Raw genomic sequence first — 15558 nt, 5'->3', positions numbered from 1 at the left:
ACGGCTACGCCGGCCTGTCGGAATTCGCGCTGTTCTACATCGGCGGCATCATCAAGCACGCTCGCGCGCTGAACGCGATCACGAACCCGACGACGAACTCGTACAAGCGTCTCGTGCCGCACTTCGAAGCGCCGGTCAAGCTTGCTTACTCGGCTCGCAACCGTTCGGCTTCGATCCGTATTCCGCACGTGAGCAATCCGAAGGGCCGCCGTATCGAAACGCGCTTCCCGGATCCGATGGCGAACCCGTACCTGTGCTTCTCGGCGCTGATGATGGCCGGTCTGGACGGTGTGCAGAACAAGATTCACCCGGGCGAAGCCGCGGACAAGAACCTGTACGATCTGCCGCCGGAAGAAGACGCGAAGATCCCGACCGTGTGCGCGGGCCTGGACCAGGCACTCGAGGCACTCGACAAGGATCGCGAGTTCCTGACGCGCGGCGGCGTGTTCACGGATGCGATGCTCGACGCGTATCTGGAGCTGAAGGAAGGCGAACTGCAACGCCTGCGCATGACGACGCACCCGATCGAGTTCGAGATGTACTACTCGCTGTAAGCGACGCGATGCGCTTCGTCTTTCGCTGTCGGCGAAGCGCATCCGAGAGCTTGCGATCGGTCTCGAAGGGACGGCGGCGCCGTCCCTTTTTGTTTCGTTGCGCGCGCGCGCCTCTAAGTCGACGATGGTGCTCAAGAACTTGATGAAAGCGAAAACTGGCGGGACCGAGCCGCTTTCCGACGATGCGGCGCTGGCGCAATCGGGCCTGCTCCCCGGGCTCGAAGCGCTGCCTACTGTCACGCTCGTGCTCGACAAGCGCACGCTGCGGGTGGCGTTTGCGAATCCGTCCGCAGAGTCGATGCTCGATTTGTCGCGCCGGCAACTCGTGCAGATGTCGTGGCCGGAGTTGTTTGCGAACGGCGACGACCTCGTTGCGACGATCGCCGCGATCGCCGAACATCGGTTTCATGCAACGCATCTCGATGCCGTTCTCGAGCGGCCGGGGCGCGAACCGCTGCATGTGCATGTGGTGATCGGCTTTCTCGAAAGCGCGCCCGATTACGTGCTGCTCGAATTGTTCGAGAACGAACGCCATTTGCGTACTGATCGCGAAGAGCGCATTCACGATTTGTCGATCGCCAACAAGCAGCTGATCCGTAACCTGGCGCACGAGATCAAGAACCCGCTCGGCGGTATCCGCGGCGCGGCGCAACTGCTCGAGTTCGAACTCGGTGCGCGCGAGCGGCAGGAGCTGCGCGAATACACACAAGTGATCGTCAAGGAATCCGATCGTCTGCAGACGCTGGTCGATCGCCTGCTGGAGCCGCATCGCCATCCGCACGTCGTCGGCGACGTCAACATTCACGAAGTGTGCGAACGCGTGCGCGCCGTGATTCTCGCGGAGTTTCCGCGCGGGCTCACGATCGAACGCGATTACGACGTGAGCGTGCCCGACTTGCGCGGCGATAAGGAACAGCTCATTCAAGCGCTGCTCAATATCGTGCGCAACGCGGCGCAGGCACTGCGCGAACGAATCGGGCAGGGTGATGCGCGCATTGCGCTGCGTACGCGGATCGCGCGCAAGGTGACGATTGCGAAGCGTCTTTGCAAGTTGGCACTGGACTTGCGAGTGATCGACAACGGGCCCGGGATTCCCGAAGAAATCCGCGATCGCATTTTTTATCCACTGGTGTCGGGCCGCGAAGACGGCAGCGGCCTCGGGTTGACGCTCGCGCAGACATTCGTGCAGCAGCACGACGGTTTGATCGAGGTCGAGAGCCGCCCCGGACACACCGAATTTCAGATTTTGTTGCCGCTCGTCAATTGATAAGACCCACTCCATGAAGCCGATCTGGATAGTAGACGACGACCAATCGATCCGTTGGGTGCTCGAGAAAGCGCTGGCCCGCGAGAATTTTCCGACGCGCAGCTTTGCCAACGTGCGCGAGGCGCTTGCCGCGCTCGAGCACGAAAGCCCGCAGGTGCTCGTCTCCGACATCCGAATGCCCGGTGCCTCGGGCCTCGACCTGTTGCAGGCGATCCGCGAGCGGGTACCTGAGCTGCCCGTCATCATCATGACTGCCTATTCCGATCTCGATAGCGCCGTGGCCGCGTTCCAGGGCGGGGCGTTCGAGTATCTGGCGAAGCCGTTCGACGTCGATAAAGCCGTGGAGCTGATCCGCCGCGCCGTGGACGAAAGCCTGCGCGGCGCGCAGGCGGGCGAAACCGTGCTGACCGATGCGCCTGAAATGCTGGGGCAGGCGCCGGCGATGCAGGACATGTTCCGCGCGATCGGAAGGCTGTCCCATTCGGCCGCGACCGTGTTGATCACGGGCGAATCCGGCACGGGCAAGGAACTCGTCGCACGGGCGCTGCATCGGCATAGCCCGCGTGCGAACGGGCCGTTTATCGCGCTCAATACGGCCGCGATCCCGAAGGATCTGTTGGAATCCGAACTGTTCGGTCACGAGCGCGGCGCGTTCACGGGCGCGCAGGCGATGCGGCAGGGGCGCTTCGAGCAAGCCGAAAACGGCACACTGTTCCTCGACGAAATCGGCGACATGCCATTCGATCTGCAAACGCGCCTGCTGCGCGTGCTGTCGGATGGACAGTTCTATCGCGTCGGCGGACACAGCCCGCTGCGGGCGAATGTGCGCGTGATCGCCGCGACGCACCAGAACCTGGAGTCACGTGTGCGCCAGGGCCTGTTCCGCGAGGACTTGTATCACCGCCTCAACGTGATCCGCTTGCGTCTGCCGCCGTTGCGCGAACGCCGCGAGGACATTCCGCTGCTGGCAAAGCATTTCCTGCAAAAGAGCGCGCGCGACCTTGGGGTCGAGCCCAAACGCGTATCCGATGCGGCGCTGGCGTATCTGACGACGCTGCCGTTTCCGGGGAACGTGCGTCAACTCGAGAACTTGGCGAATTGGTTGACGGTGATGGCGCCGGCTCAAACGATCGAAATCAAAGATTTGCCGCCCGATCTGGTACCGGGCGCGGCCCCCGACGGGAGTACGGAAATCATGGCAGGGCCGGTGGCGGTGGCGCAGGGTTCAGGGGGCGCGGCCGTGCTGGCCGATGGCGACCGCAACGGGGCTGCGATTGCACCGGCTGCGCTCGCGGGCGTGGCGACCGGCTTGCCTGTCAGCGTCTGGGAAAGCGGCTTGCGCGCGGAAGTGGCGCGGATGCTGCGCGAGAATACCGTCGATGTGATGGACGAACTCGCACGGCGCTTCGAGGCAGCAGTGATTCGCGAAGCGTTGGACTTCACGCGCGGGCGCAAGGTGGAGGCGGCCGAGCGGCTTGGCATCGGCCGCAATACGATCACGCGCAAGATTCAGGAGTTGCATCTGGAGCCGTGAGATCGGTCCAGCCCGCGCGCGGCTTCCGGCTGCGAGTGGGGATCGTTTGTGACCCGCTGCGCGAGACGTGTGTCGCGCAGCGGCGTCGTTGCACAGAGGCTGCGCCTACGGCCCGATGGCGATCGCTTATTGGAACGGCGATGCCATGCTTGTTGCGTTCCGAGCCACCTTACGCTGGGTCTGTTCTTCCGGATGGCGTGGATTTTCCTTGAGGAAGATGCCGACGTTGGAGCTGTATTCCCGATTTCCATTGAACGTCACATCTGGCGTGGTGGCATAGGCATCAAGGAAATAACGCCCGTTTCCGTAATAATCGTCCAGGCATGCTTGATTCATTTGACGAGTATGGGTGTCATAGCAGCGGTTGCGTGTTTCGGATAAGGGGGTTTTTATACCGTATCCGAAACCCTCCTCGTCGTATTCGGGCGCTTCGTTCCGTTGATCGCCGCGCTTTAGTTTGACCGCATCGAACTTTGCCTGATAGCGCTCGTGGCTGCTATCGACAGAGACCGTACATTCGGCCGTATATCTTCCCGGGTCTCCGGCGAGCAGATCCGCCAGCGGCACTGCCGCGACTTTGTCGAGCTGGCGCGATGCAGCACGATAGGCCAGCCCATTGGAGTGGACGGCGGTACAGCGCACGGACGAATAGGTTGGAACGGCGTCGTCTTTATCGACGAAATCGATGGAAGGCGCCGCATAGGCGGACGTCGCCATGCCGAGCGCCAGAAGGCCCGCGGCAAGGGTTGCTTTAAGAGGCATGCCAATTTCCTTTTTTGAGTCGTTGGAATGACTGGAAAATTCAACGGAATTCGTTGAATGCCGGGTGTTCAAATCGAGTGTGACGGGGCGATAGTGCCGATTTGAGGGGTGCGTCATTAACTTTGAATTGTTTTTAGGACGAATTACCCTTTATGTCGTGCCGGATGAAGAAGATTCTGACGCGGAGCGGGCGCCGTGATGCGAGCCTTGCCGACCCAAGGTGTGGGATATCGCGACGAGCGGAAAATCAGACCGGAGGAGAGGGCTTGGCGGCGGCGCCGGGTTGACCGCGCCGCGCCTTGTGCGCCGGCGATCTCGATCGCCGGCCATCGCTTGCTTCAGTCGACCGTGGCCACGACGGGCGCGTGGTCCGACGGTTGTTCCCATTTGCGAGGCGTCTTGTCGACTTCGCAAAGCGTGCACGCACCGGCCAGCGGCGCCGTGAGCAGGATGTGATCGATGCGAAGGCCGGCATTGCGGCGAAACGCGAGCATTCGATAGTCCCACCACGTGAACATCTTTTCGGGCTGCTCGAACTTGCGAAACGCATCGACGAAACCGAGCTCCAGCAGCTTTGCGAAGGCCGCGCGCTCGTCGGGCGAAACGAGGTTTTGGCCTTCCCATGCCTTGGGATCGTGGACATCGCGATCTTCCGGGGCGATGTTGTAATCGCCGAGCAGCGCGAGCTTCGGATGCGCGTGCATCTCGTCTTTCAGCCATTGCTGGAGTGCTTCGAGCCAGCGCAGCTTGTAGGCGAACTTCTCCGAGCCCGGCGCTTGCCCGTTCGGGAAGTACGCGGAGACGATGCGTGCGCCGCCGACGGTCAACGCGATCAAGCGCTGCTGTTCGTCGTCGAAACCGGGAATATTGCGCACGATTTGCGTTTCGTCGACTTCGATGCCCTCGCGCACGAGGATCGCGACGCCGTTGTAGGTCTTTTGTCCCGTGAACCAGCTGCGGTAGCCCTTTTCAGCCAATTCCGCGCGCGGGAATTTCTCATCGGGCATCTTCAGTTCCTGGAGGCACAGGACGTCGACTTGGCTCAGCTCGAGCCAATCGATGACGTGCTGCTGGCGGACCTTCAGCGAATTGACGTTCCAGGTGGCGATTTTCATGGTTTCGGTGCATCCCTGCGGGTCGGATATGTCCTGATGAGGAGTGTGCGGCCGGTGCCGCCTGCCGCGATGGCCGGCATCGGGGGCGGTCACGGGGCGCTGTTGTGATCGAATGCGATCTTAGCGCATGGGCGCGCGCTGCTCCGTCTGTCGATAAAATCCCGGGGAGGTATCGAGGATCTTGGGAGGCGCAGCACGGAAGACTTCGCCGGCCGCGGGTTACCGGAGATAATCGGTCGCAGGGAATCGACTCAAGGAGTGCAACAGATGGGCAAGAAAGGCTTCACCACCAGCATCGTTCATGGCGACAGAACCACGGGCAGCGAGTACGGCGGCGTGCATCAGCCGATTCATACGTCCGTGCAGTACGGTTTCGAGCGCGTCGAGGATTTGATCGGCGTGTTCCAAGGGACGAAGAAGGGCGGCTTCAACTACGCGCGCCAGGGCACGCCCACGACTGCCGCGCTTGAGCGCAAGATTACGAGCCTCGAAGAAGGTCTCGGCACGATCTGCTTCAGCACGGGCATGGCCGCCATCACCGCGACGTTTCTGACGCTCTTGCGCGCGGGCGATCATCTGGTATCGAGCCGTTACGTATTCGGCAACACGAACAGCTTGTTCGGCACGTTGCGGATGCTCGGCGTGGAAGTGACGACCGTCGATGCGGGCGATGCAGAGAATGTGAAGAACGCCATCCAACCGAATACGCGTATGGTGTTCGTCGAAACCATCGCCAATCCGGGCACGCAGATTCCCGACTTGCAACGCATCGGCGAAGTGTGTCGCGAGCGCGGTATCGCCTATGTCGTCGATAACACGATCACCTCGCCGGCATTGTTCAAGCCGAAGGCGGTCGGCGCGAGCCTCGTGATCAACTCGCTGACCAAGACGCTCTCGGGGCATGGCGCTGCGCTCGGCGGAGCGGTGACCGATACCGGGCTATTCGATTGGAGCGCGTATCCGAACATCGCGGACGAATACCGGCGTGCGGCGGCGAACGAGCAGGGGCTCTTGCAGATCCGCAAGAAGGGCCTGAGGGACATGGGAGGGTCACTGGCGTCCGAGCAGGCGCATACCATCGCGTTGGGCATGGAAACGCTTGCGTTGCGTGTGAAGCAAAGCAGCGACAACGCGCTGGCGCTCGCGCAGTTTCTGGAAGGGCACAAGGCCATTGGCAAGGTGTTCTATCCGGGTCTGAAAAGCCATCCTCAATACGACATCGCGCAAGCGTTGTTCAAGGGTGCGTCGTGGTTGTTGTCGTTCGAATTGCTTGATGCCCAGCGCATGATCGACGTGGTGAATGCACTTGAGCTGCCGATCAAGGCGACGGGCCTCGCGGATACACGCACGCTGATCATCCCCGTTGCGCCGACGATCTTCTTCGAAGCCGGCCCGCAAGTGCGGAAGGCGATGGGGATTTCCGACGGCATGCTGCGGCTGTCGGCCGGCATCGAGGATATCGACGATCTGATCGCGGACTTCTCGCAAGCGCTGAAGCTGGCGGCATAGCAACAAGCTGACTCGTCGGCATATGGGAAGCGGCTTGCGTGCGCAAGCGTTCGAACGCAGCCGCCATTCGAACTCGAAGGGAAACGGGATGTTTGCGATCAGGACAATGACGATTGACGACTACGATGCGGTAATCGAACTGATGAAGCGAACCCCGGGCGTTACGTTCAGAGATGCCGATTCGCGTGACGCCACCCGGCGATACCTCGAGCGCAATCCGGGCCTGAGCTTTGTGGCGACAGTCGACGGCGAAATCGTGGGGTGCCTCATGTCCGGGCATGACGGTCGCCGCGGATATCTGCAGCATCTCGTTGTGCAACCGCCGCATCGCCGCAAGGGCATTGCCAACGCGCTGGTCGAAAAGTGTCTAACCGAGCTGAATGGTATCGGGATCGTCAAAAGCCATGTCGATGTTCTTAAGTCGAACGAACTCGCGCATACGTACTGGAGCCGCCAGGGATGGGCGTTGAGAGCGGATATTGATCGATACTCGTTTATACGGGATGGAAGTTCGAATGCGTGAAGCGCGGCCGCCTTACCCGCAAGCCGCTACAGGTTTTTACCTGTATTTGTCATTGGCAGGCAGCTTGCTGTAAATCATCCCGATACAGGTGCTGGCGAGGGAAGCGTCGAGGAGACGAAGATCGCGGACGAAGCTGAAAGGCTTCGCTGATTGCGCCTCAGCGCAGCTCAATTTGCGATGGGCCACAATGCAAATTCTGCGCGGCGGTCACCGCCGTGGCGGACCTTCACCCATCGAAACCACGGAGCACACCACTATGCACATCGACCTGACCGGAAGAACCGCACTTGTGAGCGCATCCACAGCCGGCATCGGCTTCGCGATTGCCAAGGGCCTCGCAAGCGCGGGTGCGCATACGATCATCAACGGCCGGAGTGAAGCCTCCGTGGTCGAATCGCTCGATGTATTGCGAGAGGCCGTCCCCAACGCCGATGTGCGCGGGATCGCCGGCGACGTATCGACTGCCGAAGGCGTAGCGAAACTGACGCACGTCGTGCCCTCCGTCGACATCCTCGTGAACAATGCGGGCATCTACGGCCCGGAGCCGTTTTTCGACGTCTCCGATGACACCTGGGAACGCTTCTTCCAAACAAACATCATGTCGGGCGTGCGTCTCGCGCGTCACTATCTGCGCGGCATGATGGAGCGCAACAACGGCCGGGTGGTTTTCATTTCTTCGGAGTCGGTGCTCAACATTCCCACCGACATGATTCACTACGGAATGACGAAGACAGCGCAGCTTTCCATCGCGCGCGGCTTGGCGAAGCTCGCGGCGGGCACGGCTGTGACGGTCAATGCGGTGTTGCCTGGACCGACATTATCCGAAGGCGTGAAGGCGATGCTCGAAGAGGCCGCCTCGAAGGAGGGCAAGCGCATCGACGAAGTCGCCGTGGAGTTCGTACGCACCCATCGTGCGAGCTCGATCTTGCAGCGTCCGGCCACGGTGGAGGAGGTGGCCAACCTCGTCGTCTACGTCTGTTCGCCCCAAGCCTCAGCCACGACGGGTGCGGCACTGCGCGTGGATGGCGGGGTCGTCGATAGTATTGTTTGACGCGGCACGCAAAGTCCCATATAATTTATTTCTCTGACGCGGGGTGGAGCAGTCTGGCAGCTCGTCGGGCTCATAACCCGAAGGTCGTAGGTTCAAATCCTACCCCCGCAACCAACCACGAAAACCCGCTTCCGAGCGGGTTTTCGCTTTTCTGGCTCTGGCGTTCATCCAGACCTATGGGGTGTTGCGCTAGTAGCGGGCCACCGAGCGTTTTACCGCTGGGGTGTCGGGGCTTGCCGGAGCAACCGTCTTGGATAGCCAAGCAGGATTGGGCGCCGGATTCCAGTTTGAGCGATGTTTTGCCATGGCGTTGAGAATGCCAAGCAGCTTTCGCATACAGGCGACCAGCGCTACCTTTTTGCGCCAGCCCCCCCACAGCCAGTTGAAATAAACACTGTATTTTTGTACAGTACGTTTCACCTTGAGCGCCCACGATCCGTCCGTTCCCACCTCCGTTCCAGTGCCGACAGGCGCAGTGGCCACGCTCGCGCGAAAGATCGTCCACTGCGATTGCGACTGTTTCTACGCATCGGTCGAAATGCGCGACGACCCCGGCCTGCGAGGAAGACCGCTTGCCGTTGGGGGGCGGCCCGACCATCGTGGTGTAATCGCCACCTGCAACTACGAAGCGCGCCGCTTCGGCGTGCATTCCGCGATGTCATCGGCGCTTGCGATGCGCAAATGCCCCGATCTGTTGATCATGCCGCCCGCCATGGAAAAGTATCGCATCGCATCGCGGCAGATCATGGCGATTTACCGCGATTACACGCCGATGGTTGAACCGCTCTCGCTCGACGAAGCCTATCTCGACGTAACGGCGGCATCGTGCTGCAAAGGCAGCGCCACATTGATGGCCGCCGAAATACGCGAGCGGGTGCGCGAAACAGTCGGCGTGACAGTCTCGGCCGGCGTGGCCCCGAACAAGTTCGTCGCCAAAATCGCCTCCGATTGGAACAAGCCCGACGGGATGTTCGTCGTGCGCCCGCATGAGGTCGATGCCTTCGTCGCGGCGTTGCCCGTGCGCAAAATTTTTGGCGTCGGTAAGGTCACTGCGGCAAAGCTGGAACAGCTGGGCATCGAAACCTGTCAAGATCTGCGCGGATGGTCGCTCGTCGATTTGCACCAGCGCTTCGGGGCATTCGGCCGCAGGCTCTACGATTTGTCGCGCGGCATCGATCGTCGCGCCGTAGAGCCGGATCAGGAGCGCAAGTCGATCAGCGTCGAAACGACTTACGTGACCGATCTGCAAACGCTCGATGCCTGCGCGGCCGAGATCCGGCAACTCGCCGAACAACTGGAGGCGCGTATCAAGCGCGTCGGCGCGGGCGCCGCGATTCGCAAACTCTACGTGAAGATCCGTTTCGCGGATTTTCAAAGGACGACGGTTGAATGCGTGGCGGGCGCGACCGATGTCCCGACTTACGTCGCGTTGCTTGAAAAGGGTTTTGCACGCCGGAATCAGCCCGTGCGTTTGCTCGGCGTGGGTGTGCGTTTGGAAGAGGACGATGCTGTCGATCGCAGCCAATATCCGCTGTTCGACGACAAACAGGGTGAGGAGGACGGCGCGGCTCGTTAGAATCGGCAATCAGCGCGACACGTACATGGCAGTGTGTGCCATGCTCATGATGGTTTGACTTAGGCCAGCGGGGTATTAGTGCCCTGTCCCGCAAGTTCCTTTGATATGAAATCGCCCATTTGGCCGCCAGGCGGCGTCGCTCGTCGTTGCCATAGCTACGGCTATGGCGCCTCCTTGCTCCTTGCTTGACAGGCTTTGCATGGGGCCGGAGTAAGCGCTAAAGCGCTAACACCGGCCGACACCAAATGGACAATTTCATTTATCAAAGAACTTACGGGACAGGGCACTAATGCGCCAGCCACATGTGGAAGGAGCCTTCCGATGGATCTGATCATTCGCCGCGCGGGATTGGCAACCCACCGGGCCGGACGCGACGTGCCCGTCGACATTGCGATCGATGGGGGGCGAATCGTGGCCGTCGCGCCGACGCTGGCCGCGAAGGCCACGCAAGAGATCGACGCTGCGGGGGCGCTCGTCACGCCGCCTTTTGTCGACGCACATTTCCATCTCGACGCCACGCTGTCGTATGGTTTGCCGCGCGTGAACGCGTCCGGGACGTTGCTCGAAGGGATCGCTTTATGGGGCGAACTCAAACCGCAATTGACGCAGGATGCGTTGATCGAGCGCGCGCTCCAGTACTGCGATTGGGCGGTCGCGCGCGGGCTGTTGGCGATTCGCTCGCATGTCGACGTGTGCGATCCGCGCTTGCTCGCCGTCGAAGCGCTGCTCGAAGTGAAGCGCCGGGTGGCACCGTATCTGGACTTGCAACTCGTCGCCTTTCCTCAGGACGGCTTGCTCCGCTCGGCGGGCGCGTTCGACAACTTGAAGCGCGCCATATCGATGGGCGTCGACGTCGTCGGCGGTATTCCGCATTTCGAGCGCACGATGGCCGATGGCGCCGAATCGATTCGCCTGCTGTGCGAATTCGCTGCGGATAAAGGGCTCCCCGTCGACATGCATTGCGACGAATCGGACGACCCGATGTCGCGCCATATCGAAACGCTTTGCGCGCAGGCCTATCGCCTGGGGCTTGGCGGCCGCGTGGCCGGCTCGCATCTGACGTCGATGCATTCGATGGACAACTACTACGTCAGCAAGCTGCTGCCGTTGATGCGTGAATCGGGCGTGGCTGCCATTGCCAATCCGCTCATCAACATCACGCTGCAAGGACGAGCCGATACCTATCCGAAGCGGCGGGGGATGACACGTGTGCCCGAGATGCTGGCGGCTGGGATCGACGTGGCGTTCGGCCATGATTGCGCGATGGACCCGTGGTACAGCTTGGGCTCGGCCGACATGCTCGAAGTGGCGCACATGGGGCTGCATGTCGCGCAGATGACGAGTACCGATGCGATGCGCGCCGCGTTCGATGCGGTGACCGTCAACGCAGCACGGATTCTTGGTTTGGAAGGTTACGGAATCGCGCCCGGTTGCCGCGCGGATTGCGTTCTGCTCGACGCGAGCGATCCAATCGAAGCGATTCGGTTGCGCGCCACGCGTCTGGCTGTTGTGCGCGGCGGCAAAATCGTCGCGCGCACACCGGCCCCGCGTACGACGCTATCGTTGGAAGGGCGGCCGAACGAAGCCGACTTCAAGCTGCGCCGCTGACCTCTCCTCGGTCGATCCAATCTCGCGCGTTCCGAAACGCGCTGCAACAAGCGCGACAAGCGCGACAAGCGCAGCGCGGCTCGAAATCAACCTCGAACCGCGCCGCTCACGTCTTCCACTATCGGCTGCGCATCAATTCGCCGGTGCCTGCGCCATGCCGTTATGACGCAGCAGCGCATCGATCGTCGGCGTGCGGCCGCGGAATGCCTTGAACGATTCCATTGCCGGACGGCTCCCGCCCACTTCAAGAATTTCCCGGCGATAGCGCGTGCCGGTTTCCGCATCCAGCACGCTGCCTTGGCTCGCCTTGGCGGCATCTTCGAACGCGGCATACGCATCGGCCGACAGCACCTCGGCCCACTTGTAGCTGTAATAGCCCGCCGCGTATCCCCCCGCGAAAATATGGCTGAACGTATTCGGCCAACGCGAAAAGCTCGCTTGCGGAATCACGTGATACCGCTCGTTGATCGCGCGAGCGAGTTCGTTCGCGCTTTGTGCGCCTTGCGGATCGAAGCTCGTATGCAGTTGCATGTCGTACATCGAGAAGACGATCTGGCGCAGTGTGGCCAAGCCGCTTTGGAAGTTCTTCGCGGCGATCATCTTGTCGAACAGTTCGCGCGGCAGCTTCGCACCCGTGTCGACGTGCGACGACATATCGGCCAGCACGTCCCACTCCCAGCAGAAGTTCTCGAGGAATTGCGACGGCAGTTCGACGGCATCCCATTCGACGCCATTGATGCCCGACACGCCGAGTTCGTCCACGCGCGTGAGCATGTGATGCAGGCCATGCCCGAACTCGTGAAACAGCGTGATGACTTCGTCGTGCGTGAAGCAGGCGCTCTTGCCGCCGACCGGCGCGGAAAAATTGCACGTCAGGTAAGCAACCGGCGTTTGCAGGCTGCCGTCGCTGCGCTTGTGCCGCGAACGCGCATCGTCCATCCAGGCGCCGCCGCGCTTGCCTTCGCGCGCATAGAGATCGAGGTAGAACTGTGCGCGCAGCGCGCCGGTTTCGTCTTCCACGCGGAAGAAGCGCACATCGGGATGCCAGACGGCGGCTTCGTCGCGGCGGATCGTCACGCCAAACAGCGTTTGAGCCACCTTGAACAGCCCGTTCACCACGGCCTCTTCAGGGAAGTACTGCTTGACCTCGTTTTCCGAGAACGCATAGCGCTTTTCGCGCAGACGCTCGCCCGCGAATGCAACGTCCCATGGTTCGAGTTCGGCGAGGCCGAGTTCGTCGGCGGCGAATTGGCGCAGTTCCTGCCAGTCCTTTTCCGCATAGGGGCGTGCCCGCTTGGCGAGATCTTCGAGAAACGCGGCGACTTCGTCGGGCGTATCGGCCATCTTCGGCACGAGCGAGACCTCCGCGAAATTGCGGTAGCCCAACATCCGTGCTTCTTCCTGACGCAGTTTCAACAATTCGGCGACGTTCGCTGTATTGTCCCATTCGGCCTTGCCGCCGCCGTAGGCGCCGCCCAGTTCGGACGCGCGCGTCACGTAGGCGCGGTACATCGTCTCGCGCATCGGGCGATGCGCCGCATACTGCATCACCGGGAAGTACGACGGGAAATGCAGCGTGAACTTCCAGCCGTCGAGGCCGGCGTCTTGCGCGGCCTCGCGTGCGGCTTGCACGACATCGGCCGGTAGCCCGGCGAGTTCGGCTTCCGTCTTCGCCACATAGGCATACGCGTTCGTCGCATCGAGCACGTGATCGGAGAACGCCTTCGCCAGCGCGGCTTGCTGCTCCTGCAGTTCGGAGAAGCGCGGCTTTTGATCCTCGGGCAACTCCGCGCCCGACAGGCGGAAGTCGCGCAACGAGTTTTGCAGGATCTTCTTGCGTTCGTCGCTCAGCCCGGCATAGGAAGGACTGGCCACGATCGCTTTGTACTTGTCGAACAGCGCCAGGTTTTGCCCGACGCTCGACCAGAATTCGGTCACGCGCGGCAGGTTTTCGCCGTACGCGGCGCGCAGTTCCGGCGTATCGGCCACGGCGTTCAAATGGCCGACGATGCCCCAGGCGCGCGACAGCGCCTCCGTCGCCGCCTCGGTGGCTTCCACGACGTCAGCCCAAGTCGCGGGCGTGGACGCGTCGGTTGCATGATCGACCGCGTCTTGTGCCTCGGCGAGCAGGATATCGAGTGCGGGTGTGATGTGCTCGGGGCGGATCTGGCCGAAACGCGGCAGGCCCGAAAAATCGAGCAGCGGGTTCTCGTCTCGGTTGCGCTTGTCGGCGGAGAGGGACGAATCGGACGTATTCGAGGCCATAGCGCTGTTCCTGTCTGTCTGGTGTCGAGAAGGTGGGCGCACGCGGCGCCCCGTATCGCCATTATTGGGGTGCGAGGCGCCGATTCCAATCGGCGCCTCGAATTTTCGTGATGTCGAGCCGCCCGCAGCGAGCGTGCCGCGCTTGCATGCCCGCCAGCGCGCCTGAGCCAAGCGTTCCTAAGCGCCTTTAAGCGGCTTTAGGTATCGTTCAGCGCCGTTAAGCGCGCGTGGCGCCGCGTTCCGCCGCTTCAATCGTATTGACGAGCAGCATTGTGATCGTCATCGGACCGACACCGCCCGGCACTGGCGTGATATGGCCGGCCACATTCGACACGCCGGCAAAATCGACATCGCCGCACAGCTTGCCGGTGTCGTCGCGATTCATGCCGACGTCGATGACGGTCGCGCCAGGCTTGATCATATCCGCGGTGACCAGATTGCGCCGGCCCGTCGCTGCGACGACGATATCGGCGGCACGCGTGACCGCCGCCAGATCGCGCGTCTTGCTGTGGCAGATCGTGACCGTCGCGCCAGCGTCGAGCAGCATCATCGCCATCGGCTTGCCGACGATGTTCGAGCGGCCGATGACGACGGCGTTCGCGCCTTGCAGCTCGATGCCGTAGGCGTCGAACATCTTCATGACGCCGTAGGGCGTGCAGGGCCGGAACAGCGGCTTGCCTGTCATCAAGGCGCCCGCATTGGCGATGTGGAAGCCGTCGACGTCCTTCTCGGGCGCGATGGCTTCGATCACCTTGTGGCTATCGATGTGCGGCGGCAGCGGCAGTTGTACGAGGATGCCGTGAATGCGCGGATCGCGGTTGAGCGCGTCGATGCGGGCCAGCAGGTCGGCTTCCGACAGCGTGGCCGGGTAACGGTCATACGACGAGTACAGACCGTTGTCCTCGCACGCCTTCACTTTATTGCGCACATACACTTCGCTGGCGGGGTTATCACCGACGAGCACCACGGCAAGCCCGGGCTGGTGGCCGCGCGCGGCGAGCGCCGCGGCGCGCGCGGCGACGTCGGCGCGAAGTTTCTTGGAAAGGGCGAGGCCGTCGATCAATTGGGCTGTCATGGTGGTCGGTCGAGAATGAAACGATGAAATGCGGTCGCGCGAAGTCGGTAGCTGGCGTGGTGGGCGATGGGCAATCGGCGGCAACTGGCCGTGCGCCCGAAGCGGCGCGGCAGGCGCATTCGGCGCCGATGGCCCGGTTCGCCGCACGTCAAGCCATGGGCCGGGGCCGGTAACGGCCGGCGAAGACGCTGTCCGGTGGGCTGTCCGCGTGCGCGACAAAAGCGTAATTATAGCGTCGGATGCCAGGCCGACGAGGGGGCTGCCCGGGCGCGGGGGCCCGGACGAGGGGAGGGCATATACCAGAGCGTACGGCAGGCGCCGCTGAACGGGCGCTTGCCTCGAACCTGGGATTGTTACGCCTGGTTGGCGGGCTTGTTCGACAGCGCAAGGCGCAGCAGATCGGCCACCGTATTGACGTTGAGCTTTTCCATGATATTGGCCCGGTGCGCCTCGACCGTCTTGATGCTGATGCCGAGATCGTCGGCGATCTGCTTGTTCAAGCGGCCCGCGATGATGCGCTCGAGCACCTGATGCTCGCGTGCCGTCAGCTTGCCGAGGCGTTCGGCCGCGGCGCGTTGCTGCTGCACGGTGCTGCTTTCGCTGCGGGCCTTGTCGAGCATGCGTTCGACGAGCTTGCGCAGTTCGGCTTCGTCGAACGGCTTCTCGATGAAATCCATCGCGCCTTTCTTCATCGTCGAGACGGCCATCGGCACATCGCC

Annotated in this window: 11 protein-coding genes, 1 tRNA gene and 3 pseudogenes; 9 read left to right on the top strand and 6 right to left on the bottom strand. The window is 62.1% G+C overall.

Annotation, left to right across the window (positions count from 1 at the left end):
• From glnA to ntrC, 3 genes and pseudogenes are all read left to right on the top strand, one after another.
• Positions 1 to 554, top strand: a pseudogene (gene glnA / locus ACTHL0_RS13240) (glutamine synthetase); the annotation flags it as partial.
• Positions 555 to 678: 124 nt separating this feature from the next.
• On the top strand, positions 679 to 1821 hold the full coding sequence (gene glnL, locus ACTHL0_RS13235) for a nitrogen regulation protein NR(II) (protein ID WP_440567202.1): 1143 nt from the start codon (positions 679 to 681) through the stop codon (positions 1819 to 1821).
• A gap of 13 nt (positions 1822 to 1834) precedes the next feature.
• The gene (gene ntrC / locus ACTHL0_RS13230; RefSeq protein WP_440567201.1) at positions 1835 to 3355 is read left to right on the top strand and encodes a nitrogen regulation protein NR(I); all 1521 of its coding nucleotides are present in this window, start codon (positions 1835 to 1837) and stop codon (positions 3353 to 3355) included.
• A 126-nt stretch (positions 3356 to 3481) separates the two neighbouring features.
• Here the strand turns inward: ntrC and ACTHL0_RS13225 are convergent, their stop codons facing one another.
• Both ACTHL0_RS13225 and xth read right to left on the bottom strand, forming a co-directional pair.
• Positions 3482 to 4117, bottom strand: coding sequence for a hypothetical protein (locus ACTHL0_RS13225; protein ID WP_440567200.1), 636 nt, complete (start codon positions 4115 to 4117; stop codon positions 3482 to 3484).
• A gap of 338 nt (positions 4118 to 4455) precedes the next feature.
• Complete coding sequence (gene xth / locus ACTHL0_RS13220) at positions 4456 to 5232, bottom strand: exodeoxyribonuclease III (protein ID WP_440567199.1); 777 nt, start codon at positions 5230 to 5232, stop codon at positions 4456 to 4458.
• A gap of 267 nt (positions 5233 to 5499) precedes the next feature.
• Here xth and ACTHL0_RS13215 point away from each other — a divergent pair, with 267 nt between their 5' ends.
• The 4 genes from ACTHL0_RS13215 to ACTHL0_RS13200 all read left to right on the top strand — a co-directional run bounded on the left by ACTHL0_RS13215 (position 5500) and on the right by ACTHL0_RS13200 (position 8429).
• The gene (locus tag ACTHL0_RS13215; RefSeq protein ID WP_440567198.1) at positions 5500 to 6741 is read left to right on the top strand and encodes a cystathionine gamma-synthase family protein; all 1242 of its coding nucleotides are present in this window, start codon (positions 5500 to 5502) and stop codon (positions 6739 to 6741) included.
• Positions 6742 to 6847: 106 nt separating this feature from the next.
• Positions 6848 to 7264, top strand: coding sequence for a GNAT family N-acetyltransferase (locus ACTHL0_RS13210; RefSeq protein ID WP_440567197.1), 417 nt, complete (start codon positions 6848 to 6850; stop codon positions 7262 to 7264).
• Positions 7265 to 7520: 256 nt separating this feature from the next.
• On the top strand, positions 7521 to 8315 hold the full coding sequence (locus ACTHL0_RS13205) for an SDR family NAD(P)-dependent oxidoreductase (protein ID WP_440567196.1): 795 nt from the start codon (positions 7521 to 7523) through the stop codon (positions 8313 to 8315).
• Positions 8316 to 8352: 37 nt separating this feature from the next.
• Positions 8353 to 8429 (top strand) — tRNA-Met (locus ACTHL0_RS13200).
• A 75-nt stretch (positions 8430 to 8504) separates the two neighbouring features.
• Here the strand turns inward: ACTHL0_RS13200 and ACTHL0_RS13195 are convergent.
• Positions 8505 to 8684, bottom strand: a pseudogene (locus tag ACTHL0_RS13195) (hypothetical protein); the annotation flags it as partial.
• 52 nt (positions 8685 to 8736) lie between these two features.
• Here ACTHL0_RS13195 and dinB point away from each other — a divergent pair.
• On the top strand, positions 8737 to 9891 hold the full coding sequence (gene dinB / locus ACTHL0_RS13190; RefSeq protein ID WP_440567195.1) for a DNA polymerase IV: 1155 nt from the start codon (positions 8737 to 8739) through the stop codon (positions 9889 to 9891).
• Between the two features lie 321 nt (positions 9892 to 10212).
• The gene (locus tag ACTHL0_RS13185; protein WP_440567194.1) at positions 10213 to 11499 is read left to right on the top strand and encodes an amidohydrolase family protein; all 1287 of its coding nucleotides are present in this window, start codon (positions 10213 to 10215) and stop codon (positions 11497 to 11499) included.
• Between the two features lie 132 nt (positions 11500 to 11631).
• Here the strand turns inward: ACTHL0_RS13185 and ACTHL0_RS13180 are convergent, their stop codons facing one another.
• The 3 genes and pseudogenes from ACTHL0_RS13180 to fixJ all read right to left on the bottom strand — a co-directional run.
• Complete coding sequence (locus ACTHL0_RS13180) at positions 11632 to 13764, bottom strand: M3 family metallopeptidase (RefSeq protein WP_440567193.1); 2133 nt, start codon at positions 13762 to 13764, stop codon at positions 11632 to 11634.
• 217 nt (positions 13765 to 13981) lie between these two features.
• Entirely contained in the window at positions 13982 to 14839 is an 858-nt protein-coding gene (gene folD / locus ACTHL0_RS13175; RefSeq protein ID WP_440567192.1) for a bifunctional methylenetetrahydrofolate dehydrogenase/methenyltetrahydrofolate cyclohydrolase FolD, read from the bottom strand.
• A gap of 353 nt (positions 14840 to 15192) precedes the next feature.
• Positions 15193 to 15558: pseudogene (gene fixJ, locus ACTHL0_RS13170) on the bottom strand (oxygen response regulator transcription factor FixJ); the annotation flags it as partial.

Source organism: Trinickia sp., from assembly GCF_051961175.1.
In the GTDB taxonomy this organism is placed as follows: Bacteria; Pseudomonadota; Gammaproteobacteria; order Burkholderiales; family Burkholderiaceae; genus Trinickia.
The sequence above is the reverse complement of the archived record's forward strand: the minus strand, read 5'-3'. Positions and strand labels throughout refer to the sequence as shown.

What these genes read in the sequence shown, in the direction of transcription:
- glnL (WP_440567202.1), top strand. Translation starts at nt 679, where the DNA reads ATGGTGCTCAAGAACTTGATGAAAGCGAAAACTGGCGGGACCGAGCCG.
- ntrC (WP_440567201.1), top strand. Translation starts at nt 1,835, where the DNA reads ATGAAGCCGATCTGGATAGTAGACGACGACCAATCGATCCGTTGGGTG.
- ACTHL0_RS13225 (WP_440567200.1), bottom strand. Translation starts at nt 4,117, where the DNA reads ATGCCTCTTAAAGCAACCCTTGCCGCGGGCCTTCTGGCGCTCGGCATG.
- xth (WP_440567199.1), bottom strand. Translation starts at nt 5,232, where the DNA reads ATGAAAATCGCCACCTGGAACGTCAATTCGCTGAAGGTCCGCCAGCAG.
- ACTHL0_RS13215 (WP_440567198.1), top strand. Translation starts at nt 5,500, where the DNA reads ATGGGCAAGAAAGGCTTCACCACCAGCATCGTTCATGGCGACAGAACC.
- ACTHL0_RS13210 (WP_440567197.1), top strand. Translation starts at nt 6,848, where the DNA reads ATGACGATTGACGACTACGATGCGGTAATCGAACTGATGAAGCGAACC.
- ACTHL0_RS13205 (WP_440567196.1), top strand. Translation starts at nt 7,521, where the DNA reads ATGCACATCGACCTGACCGGAAGAACCGCACTTGTGAGCGCATCCACA.
- ACTHL0_RS13185 (WP_440567194.1), top strand. Translation starts at nt 10,213, where the DNA reads ATGGATCTGATCATTCGCCGCGCGGGATTGGCAACCCACCGGGCCGGA.
- ACTHL0_RS13180 (WP_440567193.1), bottom strand. Translation starts at nt 13,764, where the DNA reads ATGGCCTCGAATACGTCCGATTCGTCCCTCTCCGCCGACAAGCGCAAC.
- folD (WP_440567192.1), bottom strand. Translation starts at nt 14,839, where the DNA reads ATGACAGCCCAATTGATCGACGGCCTCGCCCTTTCCAAGAAACTTCGC.